This window comes from Ktedonobacter racemifer DSM 44963, assembly GCF_000178855.1.
Classification (GTDB): Bacteria; Chloroflexota; Ktedonobacteria; order Ktedonobacterales; family Ktedonobacteraceae; genus Ktedonobacter; species Ktedonobacter racemifer.
Window position 1 is genome coordinate 2687693 of the sequence record NZ_ADVG01000004.1, and the last position, 25530, is coordinate 2713222.

The 25530-nt window shown below is 51.0% G+C and carries 18 protein-coding genes and 3 pseudogenes; 14 read left to right on the top strand and 7 right to left on the bottom strand.

Annotation, left to right across the window (positions count from 1 at the left end; all coding sequences use genetic code 11):
* Nucleotides 1-9 precede the first annotated feature (9 nt).
* Nucleotides 10-1618, bottom strand: a pseudogene (locus KRAC_RS80515) (ISL3 family transposase).
* Nucleotides 1619-1851: 233 nt separating this feature from the next.
* On the opposite strand from KRAC_RS80515, the gene KRAC_RS53810 reads away from it, so the two are divergent.
* Nucleotides 1852-2352 (top strand): hypothetical protein, encoded by a 501-nt coding sequence (locus KRAC_RS53810; protein WP_007921594.1) that lies wholly within the window; start codon nucleotides 1852-1854, stop codon nucleotides 2350-2352.
* Nucleotides 2353-2408: 56 nt separating this feature from the next.
* Here KRAC_RS53810 and KRAC_RS80520 read toward each other — a convergent pair whose 3' ends face one another.
* Nucleotides 2409-2642, bottom strand: coding sequence for an IS66 family transposase (locus tag KRAC_RS80520; protein WP_083815222.1), 234 nt, complete (start codon nucleotides 2640-2642; stop codon nucleotides 2409-2411).
* A gap of 78 nt (nucleotides 2643-2720) precedes the next feature.
* Nucleotides 2721-3572, bottom strand: a pseudogene (locus tag KRAC_RS77650) (IS66 family transposase).
* A gap of 133 nt (nucleotides 3573-3705) precedes the next feature.
* Between KRAC_RS77650 and KRAC_RS78885 the strand changes: the two are divergent.
* The 5 genes from KRAC_RS78885 to KRAC_RS53850 all read left to right on the top strand — a co-directional run bounded on the left by KRAC_RS78885 (nucleotide 3706) and on the right by KRAC_RS53850 (nucleotide 7384).
* Entirely contained in the window at nucleotides 3706-4422 is a 717-nt protein-coding gene (locus KRAC_RS78885) for an ISAs1 family transposase (RefSeq protein ID WP_040443781.1), read from the top strand.
* A complete protein-coding gene (locus tag KRAC_RS78890; protein ID WP_052568076.1) occupies nucleotides 4361-4906 on the top strand; it encodes an ISAs1 family transposase in 546 nt (181 codons plus the stop codon). Before KRAC_RS78885 ends, KRAC_RS78890 begins: the two co-directional genes overlap by 62 nt.
* A 75-nt stretch (nucleotides 4907-4981) precedes the next feature.
* On the top strand, nucleotides 4982-5377 hold the full coding sequence (locus KRAC_RS53840; protein ID WP_007921596.1) for a hypothetical protein: 396 nt from the start codon (nucleotides 4982-4984) through the stop codon (nucleotides 5375-5377).
* A gap of 4 nt (nucleotides 5378-5381) precedes the next feature.
* Nucleotides 5382-5834 carry a helix-turn-helix domain-containing protein gene (locus KRAC_RS53845; protein WP_007921597.1) on the top strand — a complete coding sequence of 151 codons (453 nt, stop codon included), beginning with the start codon at nucleotides 5382-5384 and terminating at the stop codon, nucleotides 5832-5834.
* Between the two features lie 8 nt (nucleotides 5835-5842).
* Nucleotides 5843-7384, top strand: a complete 1542-nt coding sequence (locus tag KRAC_RS53850; protein WP_040447632.1) for a BAR domain-containing protein — start codon at nucleotides 5843-5845, stop codon at nucleotides 7382-7384.
* A gap of 310 nt (nucleotides 7385-7694) precedes the next feature.
* On the opposite strand, the gene KRAC_RS53855 is transcribed toward KRAC_RS53850, so the two are convergent.
* Entirely contained in the window at nucleotides 7695-9584 is a 1890-nt protein-coding gene (locus KRAC_RS53855; protein WP_007921601.1) for a reverse transcriptase/maturase family protein, read from the bottom strand.
* A gap of 966 nt (nucleotides 9585-10550) precedes the next feature.
* Between KRAC_RS53855 and KRAC_RS53865 the strand changes: the two genes are divergently transcribed.
* The 5 genes from KRAC_RS53865 (at nucleotide 10551) to KRAC_RS53885 (ending at nucleotide 17430) form a co-directional block, all read left to right on the top strand.
* Entirely contained in the window at nucleotides 10551-10901 is a 351-nt protein-coding gene (locus tag KRAC_RS53865; protein WP_007921603.1) for a hypothetical protein, read from the top strand.
* 86 nt (nucleotides 10902-10987) lie between these two features.
* Nucleotides 10988-12085 (top strand): pentapeptide repeat-containing protein, encoded by a 1098-nt coding sequence (locus KRAC_RS53870; protein ID WP_052569335.1) that lies wholly within the window; start codon nucleotides 10988-10990, stop codon nucleotides 12083-12085.
* Between the two features lie 1229 nt (nucleotides 12086-13314).
* A complete protein-coding gene (locus KRAC_RS53875; RefSeq protein WP_007921606.1) occupies nucleotides 13315-13884 on the top strand; it encodes an RNA polymerase sigma factor in 570 nt (189 codons plus the stop codon).
* Complete coding sequence (locus KRAC_RS53880; RefSeq protein ID WP_007921607.1) at nucleotides 13868-15490, top strand: WD40 repeat domain-containing protein; 1623 nt, start codon at nucleotides 13868-13870, stop codon at nucleotides 15488-15490. Before KRAC_RS53875 ends, KRAC_RS53880 begins: the two co-directional genes overlap by 17 nt.
* Before the next feature lie 719 nt (nucleotides 15491-16209).
* On the top strand, nucleotides 16210-17430 hold the full coding sequence (locus KRAC_RS53885; RefSeq protein WP_007921608.1) for a mannosyltransferase family protein: 1221 nt from the start codon (nucleotides 16210-16212) through the stop codon (nucleotides 17428-17430).
* A gap of 159 nt (nucleotides 17431-17589) precedes the next feature.
* Here the strand turns inward: KRAC_RS53885 and KRAC_RS53890 are convergent.
* Nucleotides 17590-19243 (bottom strand): annotated as a pseudogene (locus tag KRAC_RS53890) (IS1182 family transposase).
* Nucleotides 19244-19762: 519 nt separating this feature from the next.
* On the bottom strand, nucleotides 19763-20308 hold the full coding sequence (locus KRAC_RS53895) for a TetR/AcrR family transcriptional regulator (protein ID WP_007921612.1): 546 nt from the start codon (nucleotides 20306-20308) through the stop codon (nucleotides 19763-19765).
* A 328-nt stretch (nucleotides 20309-20636) separates the two neighbouring features.
* Between KRAC_RS53895 and KRAC_RS53900 the strand changes: the two genes are divergently transcribed.
* Nucleotides 20637-21632 (top strand): aldo/keto reductase, encoded by a 996-nt coding sequence (locus tag KRAC_RS53900; protein ID WP_007921616.1) that lies wholly within the window; start codon nucleotides 20637-20639, stop codon nucleotides 21630-21632.
* A 390-nt stretch (nucleotides 21633-22022) separates the two neighbouring features.
* Here KRAC_RS53900 and KRAC_RS53905 read toward each other — a convergent pair whose 3' ends face one another.
* Entirely contained in the window at nucleotides 22023-23630 is a 1608-nt protein-coding gene (locus KRAC_RS53905) for a recombinase family protein (RefSeq protein ID WP_007921617.1), read from the bottom strand.
* Between KRAC_RS53905 and KRAC_RS73200 the strand changes: the two genes are divergently transcribed.
* Together KRAC_RS73200 and KRAC_RS53910 are read left to right on the top strand one after the other, a co-directional pair.
* Nucleotides 23623-23790 carry a hypothetical protein gene (locus KRAC_RS73200; RefSeq protein ID WP_157506249.1) on the top strand — a complete coding sequence of 56 codons (168 nt, stop codon included), beginning with the start codon at nucleotides 23623-23625 and terminating at the stop codon, nucleotides 23788-23790. The genes KRAC_RS53905 and KRAC_RS73200 overlap by 8 nt on opposite strands.
* A 290-nt stretch (nucleotides 23791-24080) precedes the next feature.
* Complete coding sequence (locus KRAC_RS53910) at nucleotides 24081-25274, top strand: ISAs1 family transposase (RefSeq protein ID WP_007912830.1); 1194 nt, start codon at nucleotides 24081-24083, stop codon at nucleotides 25272-25274.
* The last annotated feature ends 256 nt before the right edge of the window (nucleotides 25275-25530 follow it).

Consider the following 25530-nt stretch of genomic DNA (forward strand, 5'->3'; position numbering starts at 1 on the left):
CTTCGCGCGTTACAGCGCATGGAGCACGCGCTGGCGTAACAAAGGAAATTCAGCTCTCCCGAACATCATCCGCTTGATCAGCTTGAGCTTATTGACTTTCCCTTCGACCAAACCATTGTTTTGGGGAAGCGTAAGCCCTGCTGTCACTGCTTCTTTGTCTCGTTCCACACCAGTAACAAAGCCCTGAAGTTCGCGAATCTTACTGGCTTTTACCCGTTCGAGCCAGTCGTCGAGCTGTTCTCCTGTGCGCGTGCGTAACATCTGAGCGAATTGCTGAACCAACTCGTAGGCCAGCTTCATCTCCGTGTGCAGAGACTGGAGCAGCGCCAGCGTTTCTTGTTCGTCGGCCTCCAGTTCCGAAGGTCTGCGAAGAAACAGGAAGACAGCTTGTCGTGCTAGCACAGGAGGCCGTGGAAGCTGATCGGGCCTTTGGGCATTCTTCCGCCCTTCTGGAAGGTAACGAACCAGTTGCTTGTATACAATCTTGTAGGTCAGGGGAACACCAGAAGCAACCAACTCCCGATGCAACTGAGCGATGTTGTGACAGCCTGCCTCCCACCGCTTGGTAACCTCTTTGAGATAGGGATCAAGGCGGCTTTTTCGCGGACGTGGTGGTTGTTGGGGAAAGGCATCACTGCGCAGCCAGCGCGAAACGGTGGCATGGCCCGATTCCAACCTGGTTGGCAATGGCTGTCTGCGAGAAGCCCTGTTTCCGTAAAGCCACGACTTGCTCGTATGTAGCCAGGCGCTCCTCTCGCTTCGCCTGGCTCAGCGCGGCTGCCTTCGGACTCGATTTCAGCGGCTTGACAGGTTGGGTAGTTTCGAGGGGAGTGGCTCTTGACTTCTCGGCTTGGCCTCTGCGATAAGCGGCAAGATGACGTGAGAGGACTCCCTCCAGAGCCTCTCCAAGGTTCTTCAACACATGAAACCGATCTGCCGTCTGCGTGGCTTCTGGAACCGCTTTCCTGGCTGCGGCAGCGTAGTCTCCTCCTCGATCTCGGCTCACTACTTCAATTTCTGGGTGGGTTGCCATCCAGGCGGCTGAAGTGTCAGCCGTCCGATCTGGCAACACGTCGAGCACCTTATGTGTGCGTAAATCCACGATGATTGTGCCAAATTTGCGACCACGCCTGAAAGCAAAGTCGTCAATGCCAATCTGTGAAACTGCTCCAACTGGCTCTGTAGGCAGCGCCATGATGCGTCGGAGAATGGTGTGGCGTGAGGTCTGTATCTCCAGACGATCTGTGACACGCACGCCAAGCCTCCCTCCAGTTGCCAAGCCGATAATCTGCACGATCTGATACAAACGCTGTGTGACTCGTGCAAAGGTGTTAACGAAAGGCGTCAGGCGCTCTACAAAAATTTTTCGGGCACAGTCGGGCGCATCACAAAAGCATTTTCGCACGTGGATGAACAAACGGACCTGCCGTCCACTACAAGGAAGGTCTGCGACTTTGCGGGTGTAATAGCTATGAACCCGTGTGGCAGGCTCTCCACAGAGCGGGCAAGCTGGACGTGCTTGTATGGAAACTGCCATAATGGTAAGCACTCCATCAACCATCTCAATATCTGTCACTTCTAATCTCTCTGGGAGAGCTGCGACTTGCTTCACTTCCATTTTCACCAGATCCTTCTACATCTATGGATTTCTGCATGTAGAACGATCTATTGATGAAAAAAGCAAGCAACCTAAATCACCAAGAGTGAGACAGAACCACTTCGGATGTCATTTACCAGTTGTGTGCCGAGCAAGCAGATAGTAAACATGGGAAAGTGGGAAACTATACCATCAAAACCTCATGAGGGGATGATTAGGGTTTATTTTCCGCGAGCTACCTTAGGGAGGATATCATGAACAATAGAACAAAAATTGCCCTCCTTTTTCTAGGCAACCTTCTCCTTCTGATTGGCTTTTTCTTTTTACCCTGGTACATTGCTCCTTTTCATACTCACGGGAATCTTTTAGAAGGCCCCTCTGCGTGGAAGCTCATGACCCTTCCCTTCGTCGCTCAAACCTTCCCTAAACTCGGAGGATTCCTTTGGATTATTCCTTTTGGGCTCCTTGCTGCACTTATCATTTTTGAGTTAGGAGGAGAAATTTGGAAATTGCGGCGTAATCAAAGAATTTCTACTAATCGATTGTACAACAATATCGGCCAAATAGGCCTTCTCTGGATGGGAATCATTTTCATCCTTTCATGTCTTAATTTTGCTAACTTCGGGTGGCGTAGCATCTTGATCAATGTAAGTGGGCTTGGATTCTGGTCTTGCCTCATCGGTTTTTTGCTTATTGGGGTGACAAGATTACCGCTGCGTGGCATGCAGCGTGTATCTGAGGTACCCCCAGGATAACCGCAAAAAGAGGGTAGACTAAGATCCTAGCGAAAATGGTAACTGTTCAGAAGGGGTCAAAACATGGAGAAATCCGGGTGACCAGTAAGAGCCTGCTCCAGTGCAGCAAAGATCAGCACTCTCTGCTTGCGCAGCGTCGAGAGGTAGCTGCGAATGCGGCAGAAGCTGATAAGGCCATCGGGTGTGCGGAAGCAGCCAGAGACCTTCTGCTGGATCTTGATCATGCGCAGGTCCCGTTCGGCCTGATTGTTATCAAAGGGCACGCTGAAATCCAGCAGGAAGCGCAACACGCCTCACTTGCGGGTCGAGAAACGGTCCAGCAGGTTACGTGCCGGGCTTTGTTTGGGCCTGTCAGGAAGGCGCTTGTACTACTTCGTCTTTGGTGGCTTCTCAATCAGAGGATTGATCTGGAAGCCAGCCTGCACAATCCGGTCGTAGCGCGTGAGCAACGCCGCGAGGACAGCCGTCTCCAAAGCTGGCTGGCCTCGCACGCGGGCTAGCTCAACAGCCTCTTTCATATCGAGCAGCAGGTCTTTTATGTCTTTGGCCCAGTCTTGCTTGAGTTCTTCCTCGATAAAGGTCAGATCCCTCAGATGGTGGACGTTGCACAATGCTTCGCTGAACCGGTAGCCCTGGTAGCTGGGGAGGCCATCATGCACCGAGATGCCCTCGAAGAGCGGTGCGATGCCGATGGCATCCATGCTCTCTCATCCTCGTTTCAGATGTGCGCCGTAGTGAGTGAACTGTTTGGTAGCACACACATGGACCCACTAGCCCTCTTTCCCCACACGCATCCCGGTTTCGTCTTGATGCAGGACCCGTGCCTTGAGTATCGTTGCCTTGAGCTGCGTTTCCCACGCGGCAAGATGCTGATGACAGTCCTGGACAAAACGAGTGATGCTGGCCGGGGAGAGCTGGACCCCAAAGAGATCGTGAAGGAGCTGGCTCGCCCGTGCGTAGGGAACGACCTGGCCAGTGACCAGATAGGTTGCCGCCATCTGAATAGCAGGCCCATACTGTGCTGGTGCTCTAACGTCTGCGGGGAAGCAGGCACGGGTCAGGTGCAAGCATTTGGGACACTGCTTCTCTTCGGCCTGATGTTCCGTGGTCCAGAGCCGCTTGGCAGGCAAGTCGATGACCTGACGTTTCTCGACGAGTCTGGCAGGAGCAACAGAGAGATCGTACTGGCAGTGCGCACAGTGCTCAACCCGGTGGATCAAGATCGTATCAGCAGGGCTTCACGCCACTCCCCTCACCAGGGTTTCTCAAAAGTCTGGTGAGGGGTGAAAAAGAAGAGTCAATCCAGTAGAATGCATGACATCAAAAAACACAGCATTCAAGGAGTGACTCAGCATGGACTATACAACATTGCTGGAAGAAAACAAGGGGGAGCCCGTCTGCTCGTCGAGACAGATGCAATCCCTGTATCAGGTTTGTCACCATCTGAGAGACGGAAGAAAAGCACGAGGAAGGCAATATGACCTCGCGGGGGTGCTGCTGGTGGTCGTCCTGGCAAAATTGGCGGGGATGAGCAGCCTGCTAGCAGCAAGTGAATGGGCAAAGGATCAGGAAAAGGTCATCCGCGCGAATGTGAACCTTTCCTGGAAACGGATGCCTTGTGCCAATACCTACAGCTACGTCCTGGCACGCTTAGACAGTCAACAGGTCAATGCTCATCTGGCCGCGTGGTTTGTGCGCCAGATGAGCCACCAGCGAGAAGGAGAGCCAGACGACCAGCACGTCCATCTGGCCATTGATGGCAAAGCGCTCAAAAGCACTGGGGAGCAGGCATATGGAGGAGAGCATCCCCAACAACATCTTCTGCATATTTATGAAGCAGAAACGGGTGTGGTCCTCCAGCAGATCCCCATTGGCTCTAAGACGAATGAGGTTGGCGCGCTCAAACCGTTTCTGACCGAGGTGACATGTAAAGGGCGAGTGATCACCGTTGATGCGGCGCAAAGCTATCACGAGATGACTCGGCTGGTGCGCACGAGCTGGAGGGGAGGTGATTCTCATCATCAAGGACAATACACCTGTTGCTCGCGCGGACCTCGAACTGTTTTTTGAAGACCCGCAAGCAGATCAGAGCACCTGGCAATCGTATACTCAGCTTGACAAGGGCCATGGTCGTCTGGAACGTCGCTCGATTATGAGCAGTCCCGATCTCAATGGCTTGTTCTTCAAGGATTGGGGCGAGATTGGACAGGTCTTTCGCTTACAGCGCGAACGAACGATCAAAGGGAAGCACAGTTGCGAGGTTCGCTACGGGTTAACAACGCTTTCTCTGAGGCATTGTCCTCCAGAACGTCTTCTGCACTACCTTCGAGCACACTGGAAGGTGGAGAATCATCTCCACTGGCATCGAGATGCCACCCTTGGGGAGGACCGTTGCCGAGTCCGCTTCATTCCGGTGATGGAAATGCTGGCCGTGCTCAATAACGTGGTTCTTTCTCTCATGCACCTGCACCGGGTTTCCACCGTCGCTCGCCAGCTTCGTCGTTTTGCCTCTCATCCAGAGGAGGCTCTTGCTTGGTTGCTTCAGGACTTTTGAGAAACCCTGCTCCCCTCACTTACGTATCTAGACATAGACTCCGCAGTATGGTAGATTCTTGGGAGGAGGTGCAGAGTGAAAAAGAAGCTCAGACGGATTGTCGTGCAAGGCCAAACCTATCTCTGGAAATTCACGCCGGGCTACGTGGCGACGCAGGATCCAGCCAATCCCTGGCAGTGCCATGACCATTTTACCGCCTACCTGCTTGAAGCGAAAAACAGCCCTCTCCACATCTCTTTTCGCACCTGGGAAGACCCCATAGTAGGAGGTCCACTGCGAACTGGCTTGCCACTTGACCTTACGGATCTACAATCGGGATACCAATCGGATGTCCCTGGCATCAATCTTCACACGCCCAAACACGCAGCCTGGCTCATTCGCCAGGCATTACAAACAGGCTGGCAGCCTGAGCGCAGCACAAAGCCATTTGTCGTCGAACAGGGTGTCGAGTGGCTCATGCAGAGGAGTTGATCAGATGGAGAAGGAGCACAACGCGGCAAACATGGCTAGACACCAACGCCAAGCAGCCAGAGAACAATTGGTGACAACCATGCTGGAGGGCCACACCTTTCGGCAGATCAGCGCAAGCACTCCAACGCCACTGAAACGAGCGATGGCGTACCGTTTACTTCATGCTGTTCGTACCAAAGGGGAAAGCGCTTTGCAGGATGGGCGACATGGTCATCCGTCGAAACTACGTGGAGAGGCACGTGCTTTTCTCGAAGCCTGCTGCCGAGAGGCTCCTTGTACACCGAGTTCCACTCTTCAGGTCGCTCTGCGAGAGCGTTTTGATCTCCAGGTGAGTGTGAGCCAAATCAACCGTGTCCGGGCCGATCTTGGCGTCAGTAATCCTTCCAAGCGATCACCGCAAGAAAAAAAACGGAAGCAGGGACTTCTTCGTCAGAACCAGAGTGGCAAGAAGGCGTAGGCGGCCTGTTGTTGTTGGCGGCTGTTCAGGAAACCAAACTGCTTTTCTGTCTGGAGACAGCTCTTACGCCTAACCTCTCCACGGCCGCTCCATCACTCCGTGTCGCCCGAAGCCGACCTGTGACTCTGCGTTGCCTCTTGCTCACCCTCCTGTTCCTGCAAGTGGTAGGACTCAGACGAACCTGGGATTTGCGCGGCTACACCGGCCAGGCGTTGGCAAGGCTTTCGGGACGGCATCGGGCCTACGGCTACCGCCATACCGAGCGGTTTCTGGCCGAGCTGGCCACTGTTGAAGCCAATGTTCCTCTCACTGAAGCTCTGGCACGCTGGACCGCTTCGCTATGGAAGTTAGAGCCACAGGAGCAAGAGACACCTACGTCCGTCTTTTACGTCGATGGGCACCGCAAGCCGGTCTATGCCGATGCGCTGATTCCACGCGGACTGATTGGACGTACGGGAAAAGTCCTGGGATGTCGCGCTCTTGTGGTCTTGCACGATCAGGAATGTCATCCCTTGCTCGTCACCACGCACCGGGGGGACCAGCATCTGACGATTGGGCTGCCAGCCATTTTTGCTCACTACGAGCAAGCGGCTGGGATGGCTCGCTCCAAGCGCATTGTCGTGGATCGTGAGGGCATGGCGGCTGAATTCCTGGCAGCATTGGCAAATGAAGGGCAGACAGTGGTAACGGTGCTGCGAACCGATCAATATACTGGAGTGGAGTCGTTCCGGCAAGTTGGAGAGTTTGTCCCTTTGCAGACAAATCGACAAGGCCAGGTGATCCGAGAGGTGGCACTCGCGCGCTTCGGCCTGCCCTTGCCTAACCACCCTGGACAAGAGTTAGAGGTGCGGGTAGCGCTGATCCGTGACTGGCGCCGTCTGGTTCCCAAAGCACCATCATCAGAGGAGAACGACCGACCTCTGCGCTGGGATCAGAACCCCGATGGGACGCATGAGTACTGGTTAGACGAGGGCTGGCAGGCCACGCCTTTGTCTGCACAACCAACCGAGCCGAAACTGATTCCTATTGTGACGACAGCAACAGAAGCAGATGCAGCGGAACTGGTGCATACCTACACTCGACGGTGGCCTGCTCAAGAGAATGCTATTCGAGATTGGCTTATCCCGCTTGGCATCGATACCAATCATGGCTATGCAAAAACCGTCGTCGCCAACTCTGAAGTGACGAAAAAGCGAGAAGCGTTGCAAAAACGGCTTGAGAACGTGCAGCGGTGGACAGATGGAGCTCGCAAGCGTATGCACAACGCGAGTAAGCTGTACCGGAAACGTTGTCAACAGACGAAAGAACGAGCCGACATGCTCTATCGCGTCCTTAACGAGCATCAAATGGAGATGGAGCAGCAAGGCGTCGAGCACTGGCTTCGGCACAAAACGATCAAAGAGGAGAAGGCTGGGGCTGATGCCGAAATTGAGGAGTACCAGCAGCGCCAGTGGAAAGCCTATCACACCAGCAACAAGGAGTTTGCGAAGTGCGAGAAGTACTGTAGAGAACAACGTGAGTTACTCCGAGCACTTGAGGATCTAGAATGAAGTAGGGCACCAGCGAGGTTCCTCTCGGACCTTTTCTGTTGCCCCCTTCCCAAACTGTACAGGCCCGTTTCCGAGCATACAGCTTTCCAGAGGAAACCGGCCATAGCATCGGGAATAAGCAAGGTCTTATGCATTGCGCGGCCTTGCAACCCTACACAGTTCTGGCCTGCCCCTCCTGCCGCCCTTTGCCCTGCGATCGGATCTCCCGATCTCCCTGGTAGGTCGTCACTCCTACGACGTGAGGTAGGAGGCCAGGTCTTGATCACTCAAGAGCATCAACCTCCCCCTCCCGAACCGTACGTGCAGCTTGTCACCGCATACGGCTCTCACGGAATCTCCTACGTTGTACTGATTCGTACGGGTTGTATGCCAGATCAGAGAGACGTATTCCACTGTAGTCGCCTCGATGGATCTTCTGATGGCATTCTGAACAGACAGGGATCTGTTTTCGATTCATCAGTTGTAATATGGCGTTGATGCCGGCTGGTTTTTTCGCGCCAGTTTTCCGAATATGGCGGACATGGTGCATTTCTACTTGCTCAGAACTGCTACAAATACAGCATGGCATTCCCAATTTTGAGCGTGATCGCAATTTCATGCTCCATCGGAGCTGATCGACTGTCGCTTGGTTGATTTGAAAACCGTTCCGTTGCTTTTTCCAGTCGCTGTTGTTGTAGAATGCGACCTGACGATCTCGTTTCCCATCTTTTGCTTTGATGGTAACGGTAGGAGTTTTCCCAAAGCGCTTGAAAACTTGGCGCACTGAGCACTTGTATTTCGCTGCCAGCGTGTGAGCAAGTGAGAACTTGAGAATGTATTGGATACGTATCAGGTGTGAAAAGTTGTCCGCGAAGCGATAGTAGTTTTGTACTCCTCGATTGATGCCATTGTAGAGGGCGATGATTTGGTCTGCATCTAGATGTATCCATCCTAACTTGGTGGTGGGTTGTCCTAGTGCAGTGCAAAATCCTTTCGCATGGAGTTTCTTGATGAGCTCATCTCTGGGAGCCACCATAACTATTTCCCAGCCCGTTGAACGGCGTTTGACAGGCCGTACGGAACCGTTGTTGGTCGTGACGACTCGTTGAATTCCTTCTCTTCCAATGGCTAGTCGAGTTCCAAGGAAGTGGGCCTGTTCTTTGCGTGCATGCGTGATTTTTGTCTTTTCCGCGCTCAAGGTGAGCTTGAGGCGTTGACTCAGGAAGGTTTTCAGTTCTTCCTTGACTTGTTCTGCAAGCTTTCGAGGTCCGCAGATCCCAACCAGCCAATCGTCCGCATACCTCAGATATTTGAGGCGGATGAAGTTAGGGTCATCCACGTCTACTGCTGGCATATTTCGGATTTGTCGTACTAATTCGCGGAATTCTTTTGTGCGTGTTGCTCCTTTCTTGACAAGGCGGAGTTTTTGTTCTGACAGTTTGTGGTAGAGGGGGTTTCGTCGTTTCCGTTTCCCGCCTCTCTCTACCTGTTTGCACATTTCTTCGACTTTTTCATCCAGTTCATGCAAGTACACGTTTGCAAGGATTGGGCTTGCCAGGCCGCCTTGCGGGGTTCCTGCCAGACTATCGTGTCTCGCTTCTCGTAGGTCTAAGTATCCTGCCCGCAGGAGCTTCCATATGAGATTGAGAAAGCGCTCGTCTCGAATCTTCTTGCGAAGGAGGCTCACTAACACGCCGTGGTCGATCGCGTCGAAGCAGGATTGAATATCTCCCTCCAAAAACCAGTTGATGGCCGGCCATTTCCCGCGAATCTCCCGTAGCGCTGTGTGACAACTGCGGTTCGGGCGGAAGCCGTGGCTGGTTTCGTGAAAGTATGGTCCCTTTGGGCTATCATAGATGCATTCGAGAATGGTGCGGATCACCTCTTGCACGATTTTATCGCGCGTGGAGGGGATTCCTAACTTTCTCTTCTTTCCGTTGGGTTTTGGCAGATAGACCGTTCGGACCGGTTTGAACTGAAATCGTTCCGTTCGCATCTCCTCGATGATGTGTTGGATCATGCACATGGAGATGCCGTCGATGGTTTTTCCATCCGTTCCTGGGGTCATATTCCCTGGGGCTGATTTAATCCTTTCGTAGGCCAGAACGTACAAATCTTCTTTGTACATCAGGCGATAGAGGTTCGAGTTGATCCAGTTCCTGTCTGTATTCAGTTGTCGTAGGCGCTCAAGTCTCTGTAAGGTCTTGTGTGACTCGTCCAAGTCAACCTCCTTAGAATTAAGCAGATTCCCTAGAGTCCTTCCTTCTCAACAAAAACTTTTGATGAGATAGTACTATGACTCCTCCGTGACCTTGGCCTTCACAGGCTGTAGGCCATCCCCAAGTTGCTCTAGAAGCCTCGCTTCGTGTTTTAGGTGTCCCGTCCGTCGTTTCCCGCTCCTTGCGGGCTGGTCTCGATGGGAGCTTTGCAGGGAAATATGAGCTTTCTCTACAACATCGAGCGCAGGCGATCATACCGTATCCTGCGGGCTGCCACTTTTCCCCCACGACTAGGTTTCAAACAATCCGGTCTTCACCACGCACGACCTCGCTGACTGACCTCTGGTTCGCGGTACTCGAACTTCACCAGCCTTGCTCACATCATGCTACTGTCCCCTCTCACCTTTCGGAGGAAGGTATCCCTGAACTCATTGTGAGCGCAGGTAAGATGCTGCTTTAATCACCATGCTCCAGTGATGCCTTTTCCAAGGCAGAGACTTCTATGCCACATGGGCGCAATCATATGGCGGCTCTGTCACCATCTGCCTCGCGACAGGAAGGTGATCCCGTGGTACGTCGTTGTGATACGTGCTAGCTTGCTTTAGGGTCTCCACTCATCCCTTGATAGACCTCGTTGGTCCCCGTTCACGCTCAGGGAATTGCCCCAGCCCACCGTTCATGCCGAGACAGAGCGTGACATCGGTTTCAAGCGTTTTTCCGATGGGTGCGCCCATTCACCCCGTCAGGATTGGAGTTCAGGCAGTTTAGCTTTACCCATGGCAAGCGGGTCATACGGTAGCCCTGCTCTCTAACGCTTTCAAGCATGCCCCGCTTCCTCAGTCTGCTCTTGTCCCCTTCAACTTTCGCATCCAGGTAGACTGATAACCCAGAAATGTATTCCCTCATTTCTCCTGCTTCCAGCAGGGATACCACAACGCGCCTCACGGCGCACACGACAGGAGCGGGAAATGTACGAACTGGACAACCACAAAGATCAAGTGATGACGATCTTCAAGGTGGCTCTCGCGAATTTGGGTATATGGGTGCGTGATCACTATTTTCCAGTCGAGTACGCTCATGCAACTTGGCACCGCTTGCAGCCTTTTTTTCAGTTGCCGGGGCGCATCTTCTGGGGACGGGAGCGAGTTGAGGTCGAACTCAAGCGATTTAACGACCGCGCACTCAACCGAGATTTGGAAACGCTGTGTGCAAAGGTTGCTCAAGGACAGCCAAACTTACCAGATGGACGCCATCTGATCTTTCGCCTGCAAGATTCAGGCATTCTACATCTAGATGCGCAAGAAAAGGAAGTGGCATGAGATCCTGACAGGATGATAAGAAAGCAGCAGATGAACGGGCTAAGCTTGAAAGGAGCATTGCAGATGACAATCAGCGAGAAATCGCCTTGCAATCTTATCTCGACCGCATGTCAAAGCTGCTTCTCGAAGGGAATAAACTGCGTGAGTCAAAACCACGAGATGAGGTACGGACTATCGCACGAGCACTTACCTTGACCACGTTGAAAAAATTAGATGGGACACGCAAAGCAAGTTTACTGCTGTTCTTACATGAGTCATTTCTTATAAAGAAAGGTACAGGCAACATTATTGATTTATTAGGTGCTGATCTCAGGGGGGTAGAGAAACCTATCAATTTCCCGGAGTCTAGTCTAAGAGGCACTAATATTAGTACAGATGAGAGCCTAACTGATTTGGCTGGGTCAAACCTAATGGGAGCTGACTTGAGTGAGGCAATGCTACATTCGGTTATCTTAAATAATGCCAAATTGAGTAATGCTATTTTCAAAAAAGCCGTTCTCAGCCATTCGAGTCTTCGGGGTGCTAACTTGCGAGAAGCTGATTTGGAAGGAGCATACTTACTTTCAGCCAAATTCAATAGGGCTGATTTGAGTGAGGCAAATCTTAACAATACGCAACTAGATAAAGCTGATCTGAGTGGAGCCAAATTAGCTAATGCCAAGTTAAGTGCGAGCTTATCAGAAGCCATCTTGATTGGAGCTGAACTAGTGAATACAGACCTAAGCAGAGCTAGTTTAATTAAAAGCGATTTAAGCAGAGCCTATTTATTCCAGGCCAAATTATGCAAGGCCCATTTGGACGATGCCAATCTCAGTAATACAGATTTGAGATGGGCCGATTTGAGCGAAGCCTATCTCTGGGGCGCTAATCTCAATAACGCTGAGATCAACAACGCAAACTTACAGAGTGCTAACTTGAGTGAGGTCCAATTGATTGAAGCTAATCTACGTGCAGCAAATCTAAGCAATTCCAGATTATTTCGAGCCAAATTAAATGGCGCGAAACTTAACAACGCTGATTTGACTAACGCCGATTTGACTCTAGCAGATCTGAGCAACGCAGACCTGAGCAACGCGAAGCTAGATGGAGCTATCTTAGATGGGGCTATTCGAGATGGAACCATTATCACAGAGGAACAACTGAAAACTGTTGCATCATTAAACGATGTCTTTATCCCTAACTGAGAGGTATGTATAACTAGCCTCGCACTTTACCCACATAAGCCGCTCGACATTGATAACGTTCCTCTACGCGAATCGTCTGCCCAGGTTTTGATCCGCAAGGGGTAAAGCAAGATAGGAGTGAATGTAGGCTATCACTTGCAGAGAAAGTAGTTATTTCGAGAAGTGGGCAGAACAGAAGTACAGCCGCGACCTGGAGCAGATCTTTGGTATCAATGGAATAGATCACCCCTAAAATACATTAAGGAAGTGAAGCAAGCACAACAACCTCCTCTGGCAAAGGTCAATCTTGTTTGAAAAGGAACCATGTATGAGAGATAATGAGACGTGCAGACTATTCTGGCAAAATCCAGCGTAATATGCTTCACAAATTGAAATTTGCAGGCCAGCCTGCTTTTCCTGCACCAATAACTTGTGATGCAAGTTCGATAAGAGCGATTGATCCGGGCATCGGTACATGCTCTTTGGAGTTATTTTCGACTCCAAATGCGTCTGTGAACCATATTCTGGCTCTTAGACTCGTTTGGTGATGTGGCTTGCACAGTCAAGAAGGCCCCTTGGCTCTTGCACCATCCACAAGAAGCATTTGCAGTGACTCTGGGCATTCTTCTCAGTTCCCAGGCTGATATGGTTCTCTTTTTTATCACCAAACGAGATACTGCTGGCGAACCCCTCTGAGCAGCTTTCTCAAGGGATGGGCAGCGAGCAGGGTGAGAATGTCCTTATGGAAGCAAGACAACGCTTCTTTTTACCTCAGCAGTTCACGCTCCATAGGCAAGCTTGCACTAGAACGTTTGAGCAAGAAAATTGATCTTTCCACCGATCGCATCGGTGATACATCTTGCGCCTGGCTTTGTCACCTCTCTTTCGAGGGTTCGCCAGCAGTATCTTCTGAGGTCTACACGACCTCATGCGGAGTGGTGCGTTTGCAACGCATGACGTTTCAAAGGAGCGGAAGACCCATTAGATGGTGGTGAAATTGTGCAATTATTTGAGGTAACCCCTGAGAGAGAAAAAGGGAGTGTATGGCCTACGGAGCGGTTTCTCCTCATGAGAGAGGGAAAAGATTACCTCAGATAATTCCCAAAAAAGTACCTCATCGAGTCCTCGCGTTTACATAATTCCTCTACAAAAAATGTCTCATTTTCACCAAAAAGAAAAAAAGCATCACACATTGATGTCCGTATCCGATGAATAAAGTGAGGGCTCAAAAACGAAGAGGAAATATATTGATGCATCATAGACTAGGCACTTATTCTAACCGTGAAGAAATCGATATTGGCATCCTCTACCAGCGTCATGCACAGACAGTTCAGCGTTATTTGAATACACGTTTAACCATAAAAGAAGATGTAGAAGATCTTCTGGTAGAGGTGTTCATGGCCTCATTAAAGAATCCCGCGTTGCAAAACATGAGTTCTCATGAGCAATTAACATGGCTACTTCGAGTTGCGCGCAATAAAATGGTTGATCACTATCGTAGCAATCGCCGGTATAGAGATCAATCATCAATCGATGAGATCATCGGGGTCCTGGAGGAGGACAATATCTATCAGTTACCAGAACAGTTAACGTTGCGCTATGAAGATTATGCTCGTCTAAGGACTCATATCAGAAAATTAAATGCTCTTCAACAGGAGGTGCTACAGCTACGCTTCGTATATGATATGCATTCAGTCGAAATCGGCAAGAGACTAAATAAAAATGCATCTGCTATTCGGGCGATATTAAGCCGCGCCTTAAATAAATTGCGCTCGCTCTACGAACAGCAGCAGGAGGAGCAACATGAAGAAAAATCATGATAATCAATTTCATCCTGAAAGCGTAGACACAGATATCGATAAACTGTTACAGATACAAACGCAAGCAAAGATCACAGAACAAAAACATGTTCCTTTGATTCGTGCGATACACGAACAGTATATGGATGATCCTGAAGTATTGGATCGTGCCTGGAAACGCGTCACACAGCAGATAAAGGGCACAGAACAGCAAACAGTAGCGGAAATGCCAATACCAATTCAAGACTATCAAATCGCAAAGGGGAATCGTCACATGCAAGATCAAGTAATTTCAAGGAACGATGACAAGGGAAAAACTATTTTGAAACGTCTTTCAGGCATTGGATTAGGATTAGTGGCTGCGCTCATTCTGGCGAGTGTTGTTATCGTTTTGAACGCCTATCAGCAAAGCCACCCTACGAGTGTGACAGGTAGCCAAGCTGCTCCATCGCCATCGGTAAGTACAGCTCCAACACATGGGCACGTTGTCTACAGCGCTCAACAGGAATATGGTTCATCCTCTGTAAGCTGGTCGTCTGATGGGCAGCGGGTGGCAGCCGTTCGTAACGGTACGAATGCCATAGGGGGAGGGACAGTAGAGATATGGGATGCACTGACAGGCCTGCACCGAGTCAACCTGGAATTGAACCCGAACGAAGTACTCTCGATCCCTCAAGCATGGTCCCCCAAAAGTGAGCTCCTTGCGGTTGCAACAAGCGAAAGAGTGCTCATTGTGAATGGGCAGAATGGAAAGATCGTTACAAGCTACCGGGCTAACTCGATCGCCTCGACCCCAACGGGAACTGTCTCGGCGGTTTCTGCCTCAACAGCATTGACCTCGGTGGAGCTCCCTGCAACGAAAATGAGCACCCTGTCTTATCGCTTGCCGCTTTCCTCAGCACCTTCATTCAGGAGTATTGCATGGTCTGCCGATGGAAAATCGATTGCCTCTGTGTATAGCTCTGGTGCCGGGGCGGATGGTCCTGCTGTTATTCAGATCTGGAATCCTTTTACTGGAAAGAGTTCTACTTCACTGACCACGGAACCAGGCTGGAGTATTAGTGATATATCCTGGTCGCCTGATGGAGCAGAGATTGCAGCCAGTATGTCGAATTCGGGAAACTTGCCACAAAGTCAGGTGCAGGTGTGGAATGTACAAACACGGCAGGTTGTGTTCCAGCAATCTATGAATCAATATGTAATAGGTTCTATCTGGCAACCTGGCAGTCACAATCTAGCGTTTTCCTTACTTCCCGATGGGTCTTACAACGCAGCAGTACTGCAAATCTGGAATGTCCAGACCAAACAGCGCATCAAGACCTTTGCTGGCATTGCAGCTAACACAATGGCATGGTCGTCAGATGGGAAAGAGATTGCTTACGATAACAGGGTTGGTGGTGGTCATACTGCAGGGGTGACGATTCTGGATAGTAATACTGGCCAGAAGGTTTACACCTATAGTGTGTCTGCTAAAGCGAATCAATCGGTCAATATAAGTGTGCCAGCGTGGTCACCTGATGGCAAGTATATTGTAACCAGCGAGAGCACAGTTTCAAACACACCATCCAAATCACCATCCGGGCTCCCAACGCAGCCATCGTCTGTGGTAAAGGTCTGGATAGCCTGAGATTTCAGTGCATTAATATAAGTGACACTCCACTGGGGTTAGAAACCCTGTGGCTTCTGACCCTCTCGCGTAGTCGGACTCCTAGGAAGATGGAACGGAGTTCCTACTCAAGTGAGCCTGTAGTAGGCAGGGAATATCGCGGGGAACACCCATCCATCGTGCGTGTTTCCCCCCTGAGCGGTGCCATGTTCGATGCGCGTTCTCTCTCTCGTGTCAAGAGGTAATGATGGCCCCTCTTCACATTCGAACGACTGGGAACGCGCATCACCTGCCGCTTTCACGGCCTTCTTTGCACGTGGCAAAGGAGTTGAAGGCTTTTCCTTACAGAAAGGGAACAAGGCTGCACCTCTCGGGGCTATCCACCAGGTAGTGCGGCTGTGCAGGCAGCATGATGTCTTGGAAATTAATCATTGATTTCTTTGTGATTATTCTGTGGATGAGTTAGAGGGTGGCCTAAGATGTTAGCGAAAATGTGCAGGAAGCCCGGATGAAGCTCAGGCTGTGAACTGAATGTACTTTCAGTGAAGTCAACAGCCTATTCACGGTTGGTTGCTCCGCTCAGATTTTACGCTCGATCTGGGAAATGAGAGCGGAAAACTGTGAACTGAAAAGATTTGCCATCCACTCGTTTTTAGAACAAAGTTACGCTCATGCACAAAATCGCCAGGATCTTAGTCCTACCTCAATATATGTATATATTTGAAAATGGAGAATATTTCATGGTCATAGAACAGATTTCTATTGAGAAGCTACGCAAGCTGGATAATACGCCCGGTGCAACTCGAACACGTTGGCTAGATAACAAATGGATTTATGCTGTAAAACAAATATTTCCTTTGTATTTTGCTTTGCATATGGCCTTGCTAGTGCTCTCGTGTTGTGTAGTTCTCTTTGTCCAATCAGACTTTTCAGCGACTCATCCACATCTACAAGATCTACTGCTGTATTGGAGTCGTAAAGATGTAGGCTGGTACCGGCGCATTGCTACAGAAGGATATACTGATGTACAAAGGACAGCCTTCTTCCCGCTTTTCCCTCTGCTCATACGCCTGGGAACGTATGTTACTGGATTAAACGGTTTTTATGTTGGAGCTTTCATCTCTAATGCGGCCTGGTTTGTGTTGCTAGTCATTTTGTTTCAGCTCGTTAAAGAAGATTACGATGAAAAACGAGCACAGGCAACTGTTCTCTACTTGTCACTCTTTCCCACCTCATTTTTCTTTGCTACTGCATACACAGAAGCTCCCTTTCTCTGCCTAACGCTACTGAGTTTTTATCATCTACGGAGAGGGCGTTGGTGGTTAGCTGCGCTCTTTGCTTTCTTTGCTGGTTTAACACGCTCAGCAGGGGTGTTCCTTGCTCTGCCATTCTGTTATGAGTATATGCGTCAACGTCAATTTAATGTGCGTGCGATCCGTTTAGACGTTATCAGTTTGTTCATAATCCCATTGAGCGTTATCCTGTTTGCTGGATATTGTTACATCTCCTTTGGTGATCCTCTGGCGTTCTCCCATGCTCAGACATTTTGGTCGCGTGTTTTGAGTGTTCCTTGGTATGGGATCGTAGAGGCATTCTCTGTGGCTTGGAGAAGCGGCTTGCTCGGATTCTGGGGTATTCGCAACTTGATGGATGTGGGTTGTGTCTTATTTGTTTTCTTCTTGCTGCTGCTCGGTTCCTTTGGTCCCTGGCGTCTAGGTAAAGAGAGGACAAGTTACCTGATACTGGCATGGACCTTCTATCTATTTGTGTTGCTGGTACCTGTTCACAGTGATTTCCCCCTGCAAAGTATGCCGCGCTTTATGCTGGAGATCTTCCCAGCCTTTATAATTCTGGCTGACTTTGATAAAGTTCCTTTCATCCGCTTGAACTACTTCCTGGTATCGGGAGTCTTGCTTTTTGTGATGATGACTCAGTTTCTTACAGGTCACTGGATCGTTTAAAATTGAAAAGAGGCAAGCAGAAATGCGTTCAAGTCTTAGATAGTGTAAACTTTGACATTACGCTGCTGATTTTTAGGCAATTCCTCTGCTGATCAGGGATGCTGTCAAAAAGACCATAACTTGGCTCTTACGCAACCTTGATACCACTGGCGAACCCTCTCAAGCAGCGTCATACAGACGAGCAAAAGCAGAACGACGAGTCTGAGCGCGAGGAAGGCCATCGAACCATGTCATGCTGCGCACAACATTGAGGGCAGCAGCCGTGGCAATGTGTTGCAGGTGCGTTTTTCTCTCTCCAATATACCGGGAACGGCGCAAACCCATCACGCGAACTCCTTGGGAAAGAGTCCCTTCAACTCCAGCTCGCCTGGCATAGATCTGGGCAAATTCCTTGGTCTGTTCCTGCTTTCGCCTCTGCATCAAGGCAGCATATTGTTCCTGTGGACGGATGGTTACCGTCCGGCGCGTATGGCGAGTTGATTGGGTGCAAAGAGATCGAGACGGACATGCCTGGCAATCGGTGGTTGAGAACTTAATTTTGATGACCTCGTTGGTCCGGTTGTCAATGGCCGGAGTCCAACTGCTACTGGTGTGCCCTTCCGGGCACGTTGCTTGTTGCTGTTCCCAATCAATGAAAAAATGGTCAGCATCGAAACCTTTTTGCTCCCTGGCCTGCCATTGATGATTGCGGCGTGTTGGACCCACCAGATTAATCTGGTAGTCCCGCTGACTCTCGACGAGGAGTTTCGCATCCACATAGCCGGTATCCACAATGTGCTCGGCTGGTAAAAGGGCTTTGCGATCAAGCTCGGCATGAATGGTTGCCGTCATTGCATCGTCAGAGACAGGAGCGGATGTGGTTTCCACATGCGTGATGAGCAAGGGCAAATGAGCTTCACAACTTTCGGTCAGATGAACTTTATAGCCCACCCATGTCGTGCTCCGTTTTTTGCTGTAATGAGCGTCTTCGTCATAAGGAGAACCGATGTAGCGAGAAGGTGGAGGGATATTCTCAGACGAACGCCAGCGGACTCTATCATCGATCCGTTGGTAATTTTGCACCCATACCTGTCGTAAGATGCGCAACAGCCGGAACATGGCGGAGCCACTGGGGGGCCGTTGGATCAAAGACGGCATCAAGCAGTTCTCTTCCCTGCTGCCCGATCTCCTCAGCAAACGCCAGACGCTCGGCTTCTCCCAAAGGGGAACGCGAATCTTCGCTGCGCGGCCCATAGCGCTCCACCCACTCTGGGGAACTGTGAGCACGCAGCCAGTCGGGAGCAACTACCGCGAGACTATTGAGCGCCGCACGCATCGTTTCCCAGACACACAAGACTCGGTTGAGGGCGCGAATCTTGGCCAGCACGTGGGTCGAGTCAGTACGCTGTCGTCCGCGAGCCTTTAGCCAGCCTTTCTGTTGAAACAGCGCCAGCATTTTCTCCAGCAAGCGTTCCTCAGCATGCTGGTCAATCAGACGAGCGCGAAATTCGGAAAGCACCGAGGCGTCGAAGCCCGCATCGGTGAGTTCCAGGCCGAGAAGGTACTTCCAATCGAGCCTTCCACGCACGGCATCAGCTGCTTGCTGATCGGAGAGGTTCTCGACAAATTGCATCACGGTAACCAGGGCTAGTCGCCACGGAGCCTCGGCGGGTTGTCCGTCCTTGGGAAACAGATCCGCAAAATCCTCATCGGTGTAGATGCTTCCCAAAACATCGCGCATTTGCATGTAGACATTGCCTTTGGGGTACGCAGCTCGGGCGACTCGGGCGGTTTCTTGAGGTACTGGTGCTATGGGTTGTGGCTTGAGTGACATCGATGGAGTCCTCCTGGCGTTCCCTGACCGTTTTTTCTCTCCTTTGCTTCCTTCTCTCTTTCAGTATGCTCACTTGCTCCAAGGTTCGCCAGTGGTATCAAACGAGTCTAAGAGCCAGGATATGCTTCACAGAAGCGGCCTACATGGGGGTAAAATCACACCGATTTTATCGCAACGAAAACTTTAAACATGAGTAACCCATCATACGAGTCGGTGTCTGGGGTAATGACATTTTTTCGTGCCACTTTTGGCGCTAAGACTCCTCCGAGCAAAAAGAAGGCTGTATTATTCCCGCTAAGGCGCTAACGCCTCGCGCTCTCAAAGAAGCTAAGTTTTATTTTTCCACTCAGTAATCTCTCCAGGTATGATCGAACCCACGTCCGACCTCTGAGTTCGAAAAGGTGGTGAGACCAAAAAGATCGCCCCATCTGGAACCGGAATGGTGTCAGACCCTCCCTCTCTCGACGTTCGGAGTAATTCATGGGAACTCCTTGTATCGAAGGAAACAACGGTGCATTTTTAACGTAATCCACGCAGGATTAAATCAAGCAGACGTTCAGCCTGCTTGATGCCAGCTTGATCCTGCGGAACGCGCCACAACGCACCAGCTACTAACAGGACGTCGTCAGGTATGATGTTGGACCGGATCTGTCCTGCATCCTCAGCTTTTTTAAGGAGGCAGGACAGCGCCTGGATGACCGGCTGGTACGTCCGCTGAACGACGTTGCTTTCTGCGGCTTTGGTTAACGCCTCCCCAAGACCATGCTTCATGCGTGCATAGACGGCAAGCTGCTCAATCCAAACACGCAGCGCGGCAAGCGGTTCCATTTCCTGGAGAAGTTGGTCAACTGTGTCGGCGTGGCGCTGGACGTCATGGCAATACAGTTCGAGAATCAGTTCTTCTCGCGTCGAAAAATGCCGATACAGTGTCCCATTGGCCACGCCCGCCTTCTTTGCAATCGCGTTCAGTGAGACAGTTTTGTGTGTTGACAATAAGTCATGGGCAGCCGCTAAAATAGCTGCCCGATTGTGCTGGGCATCCACTCGCTGATCTTTTGGATTCATGGTCTTGTCTCCACGCAGACTCCTTGACAAACGGGGAACTCCCCGTTTATTATAGAGAACATCAAACGGGGAGTTCCCCGTTTGATGGGACTTTAGGAAAAGTTTCCATTCTGAATAGCATTAAAATACAGCGGGAGAAATTATGCAATACGTCAAAATTGGGACGACCGATCTTGATGGGGTATGGCAAGCATTCGTTCCTGGGACAGCCATTTGGAACCGGAAAAAGAGGCTTTTTGCCTCCGGCCAACTGCTGTACATCCTGGCGAGCAGCTTATGAGCACTTCTATAAGGCTACGAAAGAGCATTGAATTGGAGGACAGAAATTATGACGTTGAGCAAACGAAAACTTGGCAGTCAGGGGCTGGAAGTATCCTCGATCGGTCTTGGGTGTATGCCCATGAGCCAATCCTATGGCCCCGCAGATGAGAAAGCATCGATCGCGACACTGCACCGTGCCATCGAAATCGGATGCAATTTCTTCGATACAGCCCAGGGCTATGGTCCCCTGACCAATGAGGAGCTCCTCGGTCGTGCCTTCAAGGGCCGGCGCGACCAAGTGATTATCGGCACCAAATTTGGCTTTCGTTTCAAGGACGGCAAACAGGTTGGTACCGAAACAGCAAGCAGGCCCGAGTACATCCGTGAGGCCGTAGAAAGCTCACTGCTCAGGCTTCAGACCGATTACATTGACCTTCTGTATCAACACCGTGTCGATCCAAAGGTGCCGATGGAGGATGTAGCCGGGACGGTTGGTGATCTCGTCAAGGAGGGCAAGGTCCGATTTTTCGGTCTTTCCGAGGCTGGTATAGCCAACATCCGCCGCGCCCATGCCGTCCATCCGGTCTCTGCGCTCCAGAGCGAATACTCGCTCTGGGAACGGAATCTGGAGCCGGAGATTATTCCGGTTCTGCGTGAGTTAGGCATCGGCCTTGTTCCCTTTTGCCCGCTTGGCCGAGGCTTTTTGACCGGCGCAGCCAGTCGTGCGGAAGAGTATCCTGAGGGTGATACTCGACATATCGATCCGCGCTACCAAGGCGAGAATTACGATGCCAACGTGCAGGCAGCGAAGGCCGTATTCGAGATCGCCACAGCAAAGAACATCCCTTCCGGACAGGTTGCACTTGCCTGGTTATTACAAAAGGGCGATTTCATTGTGCCGATTCCTGGCACGAAGCGCCAAAAATATCTGGAAGAGAATGTGGCCGCAGCGGCTGTCCAACTTGATCCTGCCGAGATGAAGGTGCTTGACGATGCTCTGGTACCGGAAAAGGTCTCGGGGCAGCGTTATCCCGATTGGGTCATGGCAACGATCGATCGCTAAACGACCAAGCTTCCAGGGTTGATGCTCCGTTTATCAGGATGAACGCCTTCGTCATGGAAGCCGGCAAGCCACAACGCCTCAGCAACTGTAGTGCTTTTCGTCCAGTACTACAGTTGCACTTTTTAATCTGAATAATAATCCCGCTCATTTCTTTGCACGAAGGCACTATTTCAAGCTTTATGGTTCCAAATGACTGTTCCACGAACGAATCCTTGTTACTTCGCCAGCCGTCTACCCTACAGCGCCAGGCCGTATAACTGTATTACCCCTGAAATCACGAATGTTGGAAATAGAACAGATAGAAAAACCATACCTGTTTCACACGGCCTTTATCTAATTACACTTATTGTGTCTCATTATTTCACGAGTTTTTAAAAATACTTTTACCCGCTACTTTGCGGCTGAATAGTCCGTAAGCAAATGACAAAAACGAACCTGTTCATTGCGCGGTGAGGTGGGGATCACATAGCGGATCTCCACCTCATCCATTGTGACGACCACACGGTCGACGAGCAATTCTACCAACTGCCGTTTCTGCTCAAAGGTGGCCTGAGAGAGGCCGCGATTCATACGTTGACAAAATTCGTTGATCGAACCAGTGATGCTGGCTAATTCCATGTGCTGCTGGACACTCGCTTCAATCTGGCTCGCCTGCATCTCCACTGCCACCAGTCGCTGTTCTACGTCCTGCCGCCGCCGTTTGTATTCTCCTAGAGGAAATGCATCGGCAAGATAGGCCTCAGTCAGTCGTTCCAATTGCCCGCACAGCGTGTTACGTGCTTTGCGGACCTGTGTCCGGCGAGCTTGAAGTTCTTGCGGAAGCCAAGCGCCCGCTTGTGCTCGCTGCAACGCCTGCTCAATAACTACTGGATGTTGCAGCACCTCACAGAGGTCCTGCCAGACAAGTGTATCCAACTGCTCAACTGGAATGAAACGTGCATGACAGCATTCCTCTCGTCGAGAACGGATGGGCCCCTGCTTTCCTCGGCAGACATAGTAGGCATGTCCAGAACTCGTCCGAGCCAAACAGGAAAGGTGACACAGACCACAACTGACCAAGGCACGCAACAGGTACTGATGAGAGGTATTGTTCCGACGGGCAAAGTGCAAATTGTCTGCCAGTTTTGCCTGGACCCAATCAAATTGCTCCTGTGAAACGATAGCTGGCACTTGTCCCACCACAATCCACTCCTGAGAGGGCGTCTCTTGTGTACTGGATCGACGCCCAATAGGTTGCAAAGGGGAAAAACGACGATGTTTCGCGACAACACGTTCTCGACCAGCATACACGGTTCCGGCGTAGACCGGATTCCTCAACATGTCACGTAAGGTCGTCAGGCTCCAATACGACTTTCCATTGGGGGTTGGAATCCCTAGCTGATGTAAGTGCTTGGCGAGTTGCTCCAAGCCATGCCCTTCTTCCAGATAATACGCGAAGATTTCTGCCACATGGATCGCTTCAGGTTCTTGAAGGCGGACTCCTGATGGATCCCGTGGATGATCAGGATCTAAGCGATACCCATAAGGGGGGCGACTCCAGGGAAGCATCGTCCCTGCTCGAAATTTTTGCAGACGACCTCGACGCATCCGTTCAGCAATGAGGGTACGTTCATATTCGGCTACCGCTCCTCGGATTTGCAACAATAACTGATCATGAGGATCCTGACTCATGGGATGCTCCACAAATTCCACCTGACAGCCTCCTCGCTCCAATTCCTCAACGAGGAGGACTTGATGCACATATTTGCGGGCGAGACGATCGGGCGCTGTGATGAGAACCCGATCAAAAATTGCTCTTCCCACCTGATCTCGTAACCGATCTAACCCTGGTCGTTTGAGACTGGCTCCACTGTAGCCATCATCCCGAAAAATCTGGACGTCTTCCCAGAACCAGTTCTTACACTGGCAGTATATCTGTAATCGTTCCAATTGCTGCTCGATGGTCTGTGTCTGAACTTGACGCTGACCCGAGACACGAACATATGCTGCGATGTTCATCGATTTCCTCCTGACTGACTGGCCCCTGTTGCGGGGCATTCGTCCATCGCAGAAGGCATTGGTAGGCCTGATCCCAGCGGGAGAGGGCATGAATATGCTCAACTCCTTGCCGACGGCACTTCCAGTGGCGTTGCTTCATCAGTCCCCTCCACGACGCTAACCAATGATTTCTTTCTCTGTTGAGAAGATACGAGGAGGGAACAAAGAACGTTCTATCATGGGTGATGTGCCAAGCGCCAATGAGAAAGATGAAGCTGAGTATGACGGCTCATACAGAATTTGTCATTTGCTATCATACCATTTGGTGACAGCTTACGTAGAAGCCATAAAATCTGTCAAGCATCGTCAGAGAAGACATCAGGGCTTGTGAATTATTGCTGAGAGCAGGAGACTCCAAGATCTGCTACGATAGACATTCCAAACCGATCTATCGAGAAGAAGGAGCCTCCGATGTCTTATTCTACTGCATTGTCACTGACCTTGCCTTCACTGACGAGTGATGCTCGCCACCAGTTATTGGAAAAGCAACCATTGCTGAGTTTGTACGAAGTGTTTGCCACCATCCCAGATCCCCGTTCCAAGCATGGATTGCGCTATGAATTGGCGTACGTGCTGACCTGCCTGGTAGCGGGCTTCCTCTGCAATTGTGACTCGACCCTGGCAGTTGCAGAGTGGTGTCGTGATCAACGTCTTCTGCTCATCCGACTCTTCGGACCACGTCGCTTCCTGTGCCCCAGTGATTCACTCTACCGCAAACTCCTCCCGCGCCTGGATGCCGAACAGATCGAGTGCGCCCTGGCGGACTGGATACGTCGGACTCTGCAAGCCACCCTCGATGATCCCATTGCCTTAGATGGCAAGACGGTTCGTGGGGGAAGATCGGACAAACATTCTGCTCCCCATCTGCTCTCCTTTCGCACACATCACAGCCAGGAAACACTGCTGCAAGTTGCCGTTTCCGAGAAGACGAATGAAATCCCAGTCGCACAGGCCCTCTTGCCCTGCTTGCCTGTCGATGGACGCGTCTTCACCGCAGACGCTTTGCACACGCAGAAGGATTTCATGAGGTGCGTGGATGCCTTGGGTGGCAAAACCGTTCTCACCGTCAAAAACAATCAGCCGACCCTCTACGCAGATCTCACCGCCTATTTCGCCGATCCACATGCTTCTTTTGCGCAAGACTCCACGCTTGATCAGCATCGAGGACGGATTGAAAAGCGTTCTATCCGTGTGAGCACCGAAATGAATTCCTACCTGGCTGACTGGCCACTCATCGAGCAAGTGGCCGAACTGACACGAACCGTCACGGTTCGCAAAACGGGAAAAACCAGCCACGAAGTGGTCTATCTCATCACGCCTTTGACTGCTCTTGAGGCCAGCCCCCAGCGCTTACTTGCATTAGTACGGGGACACTGGAGTATCGAGAACTCCTCCCATTATGTCCGCGATATGACCTTTGGTGAGGATCGTTCTCGCTTGCGCTCTGGGCAGGCACCTCAGATCCTGGCAACGTTCCGCAATTTGGCGATCACCCTTATTCATCGTCAAGGGTCTTCTCAGATTGCTGCGACCAGACGCCACTTTGCTTCTCATCCTCATCTTGCTTTTCGCTTCTTGCTTCCCAGGAGCGTCGCTCAGCAATAATTCACAAGCCCTGGAGAAGACATGTGCCAAGCTGGCTCCGAAGGACACACACTCTCCCCATAACAGCCTCTTGAGGGGCTGCTGACATGCTTGAAACCTGACCAGTGCTGGTGCCGCCTCGCCTAGCCTCCAACGGCACCAGCACTCACTTTGCTGGGATCATAACTCTCTTCTTCATGCCTGAGTAAATGGGCAGCCACCGCCAACATTTTGCGCATGAGAGCCATCAGGGCCGAACCTTTCTTGAGACCGCGCT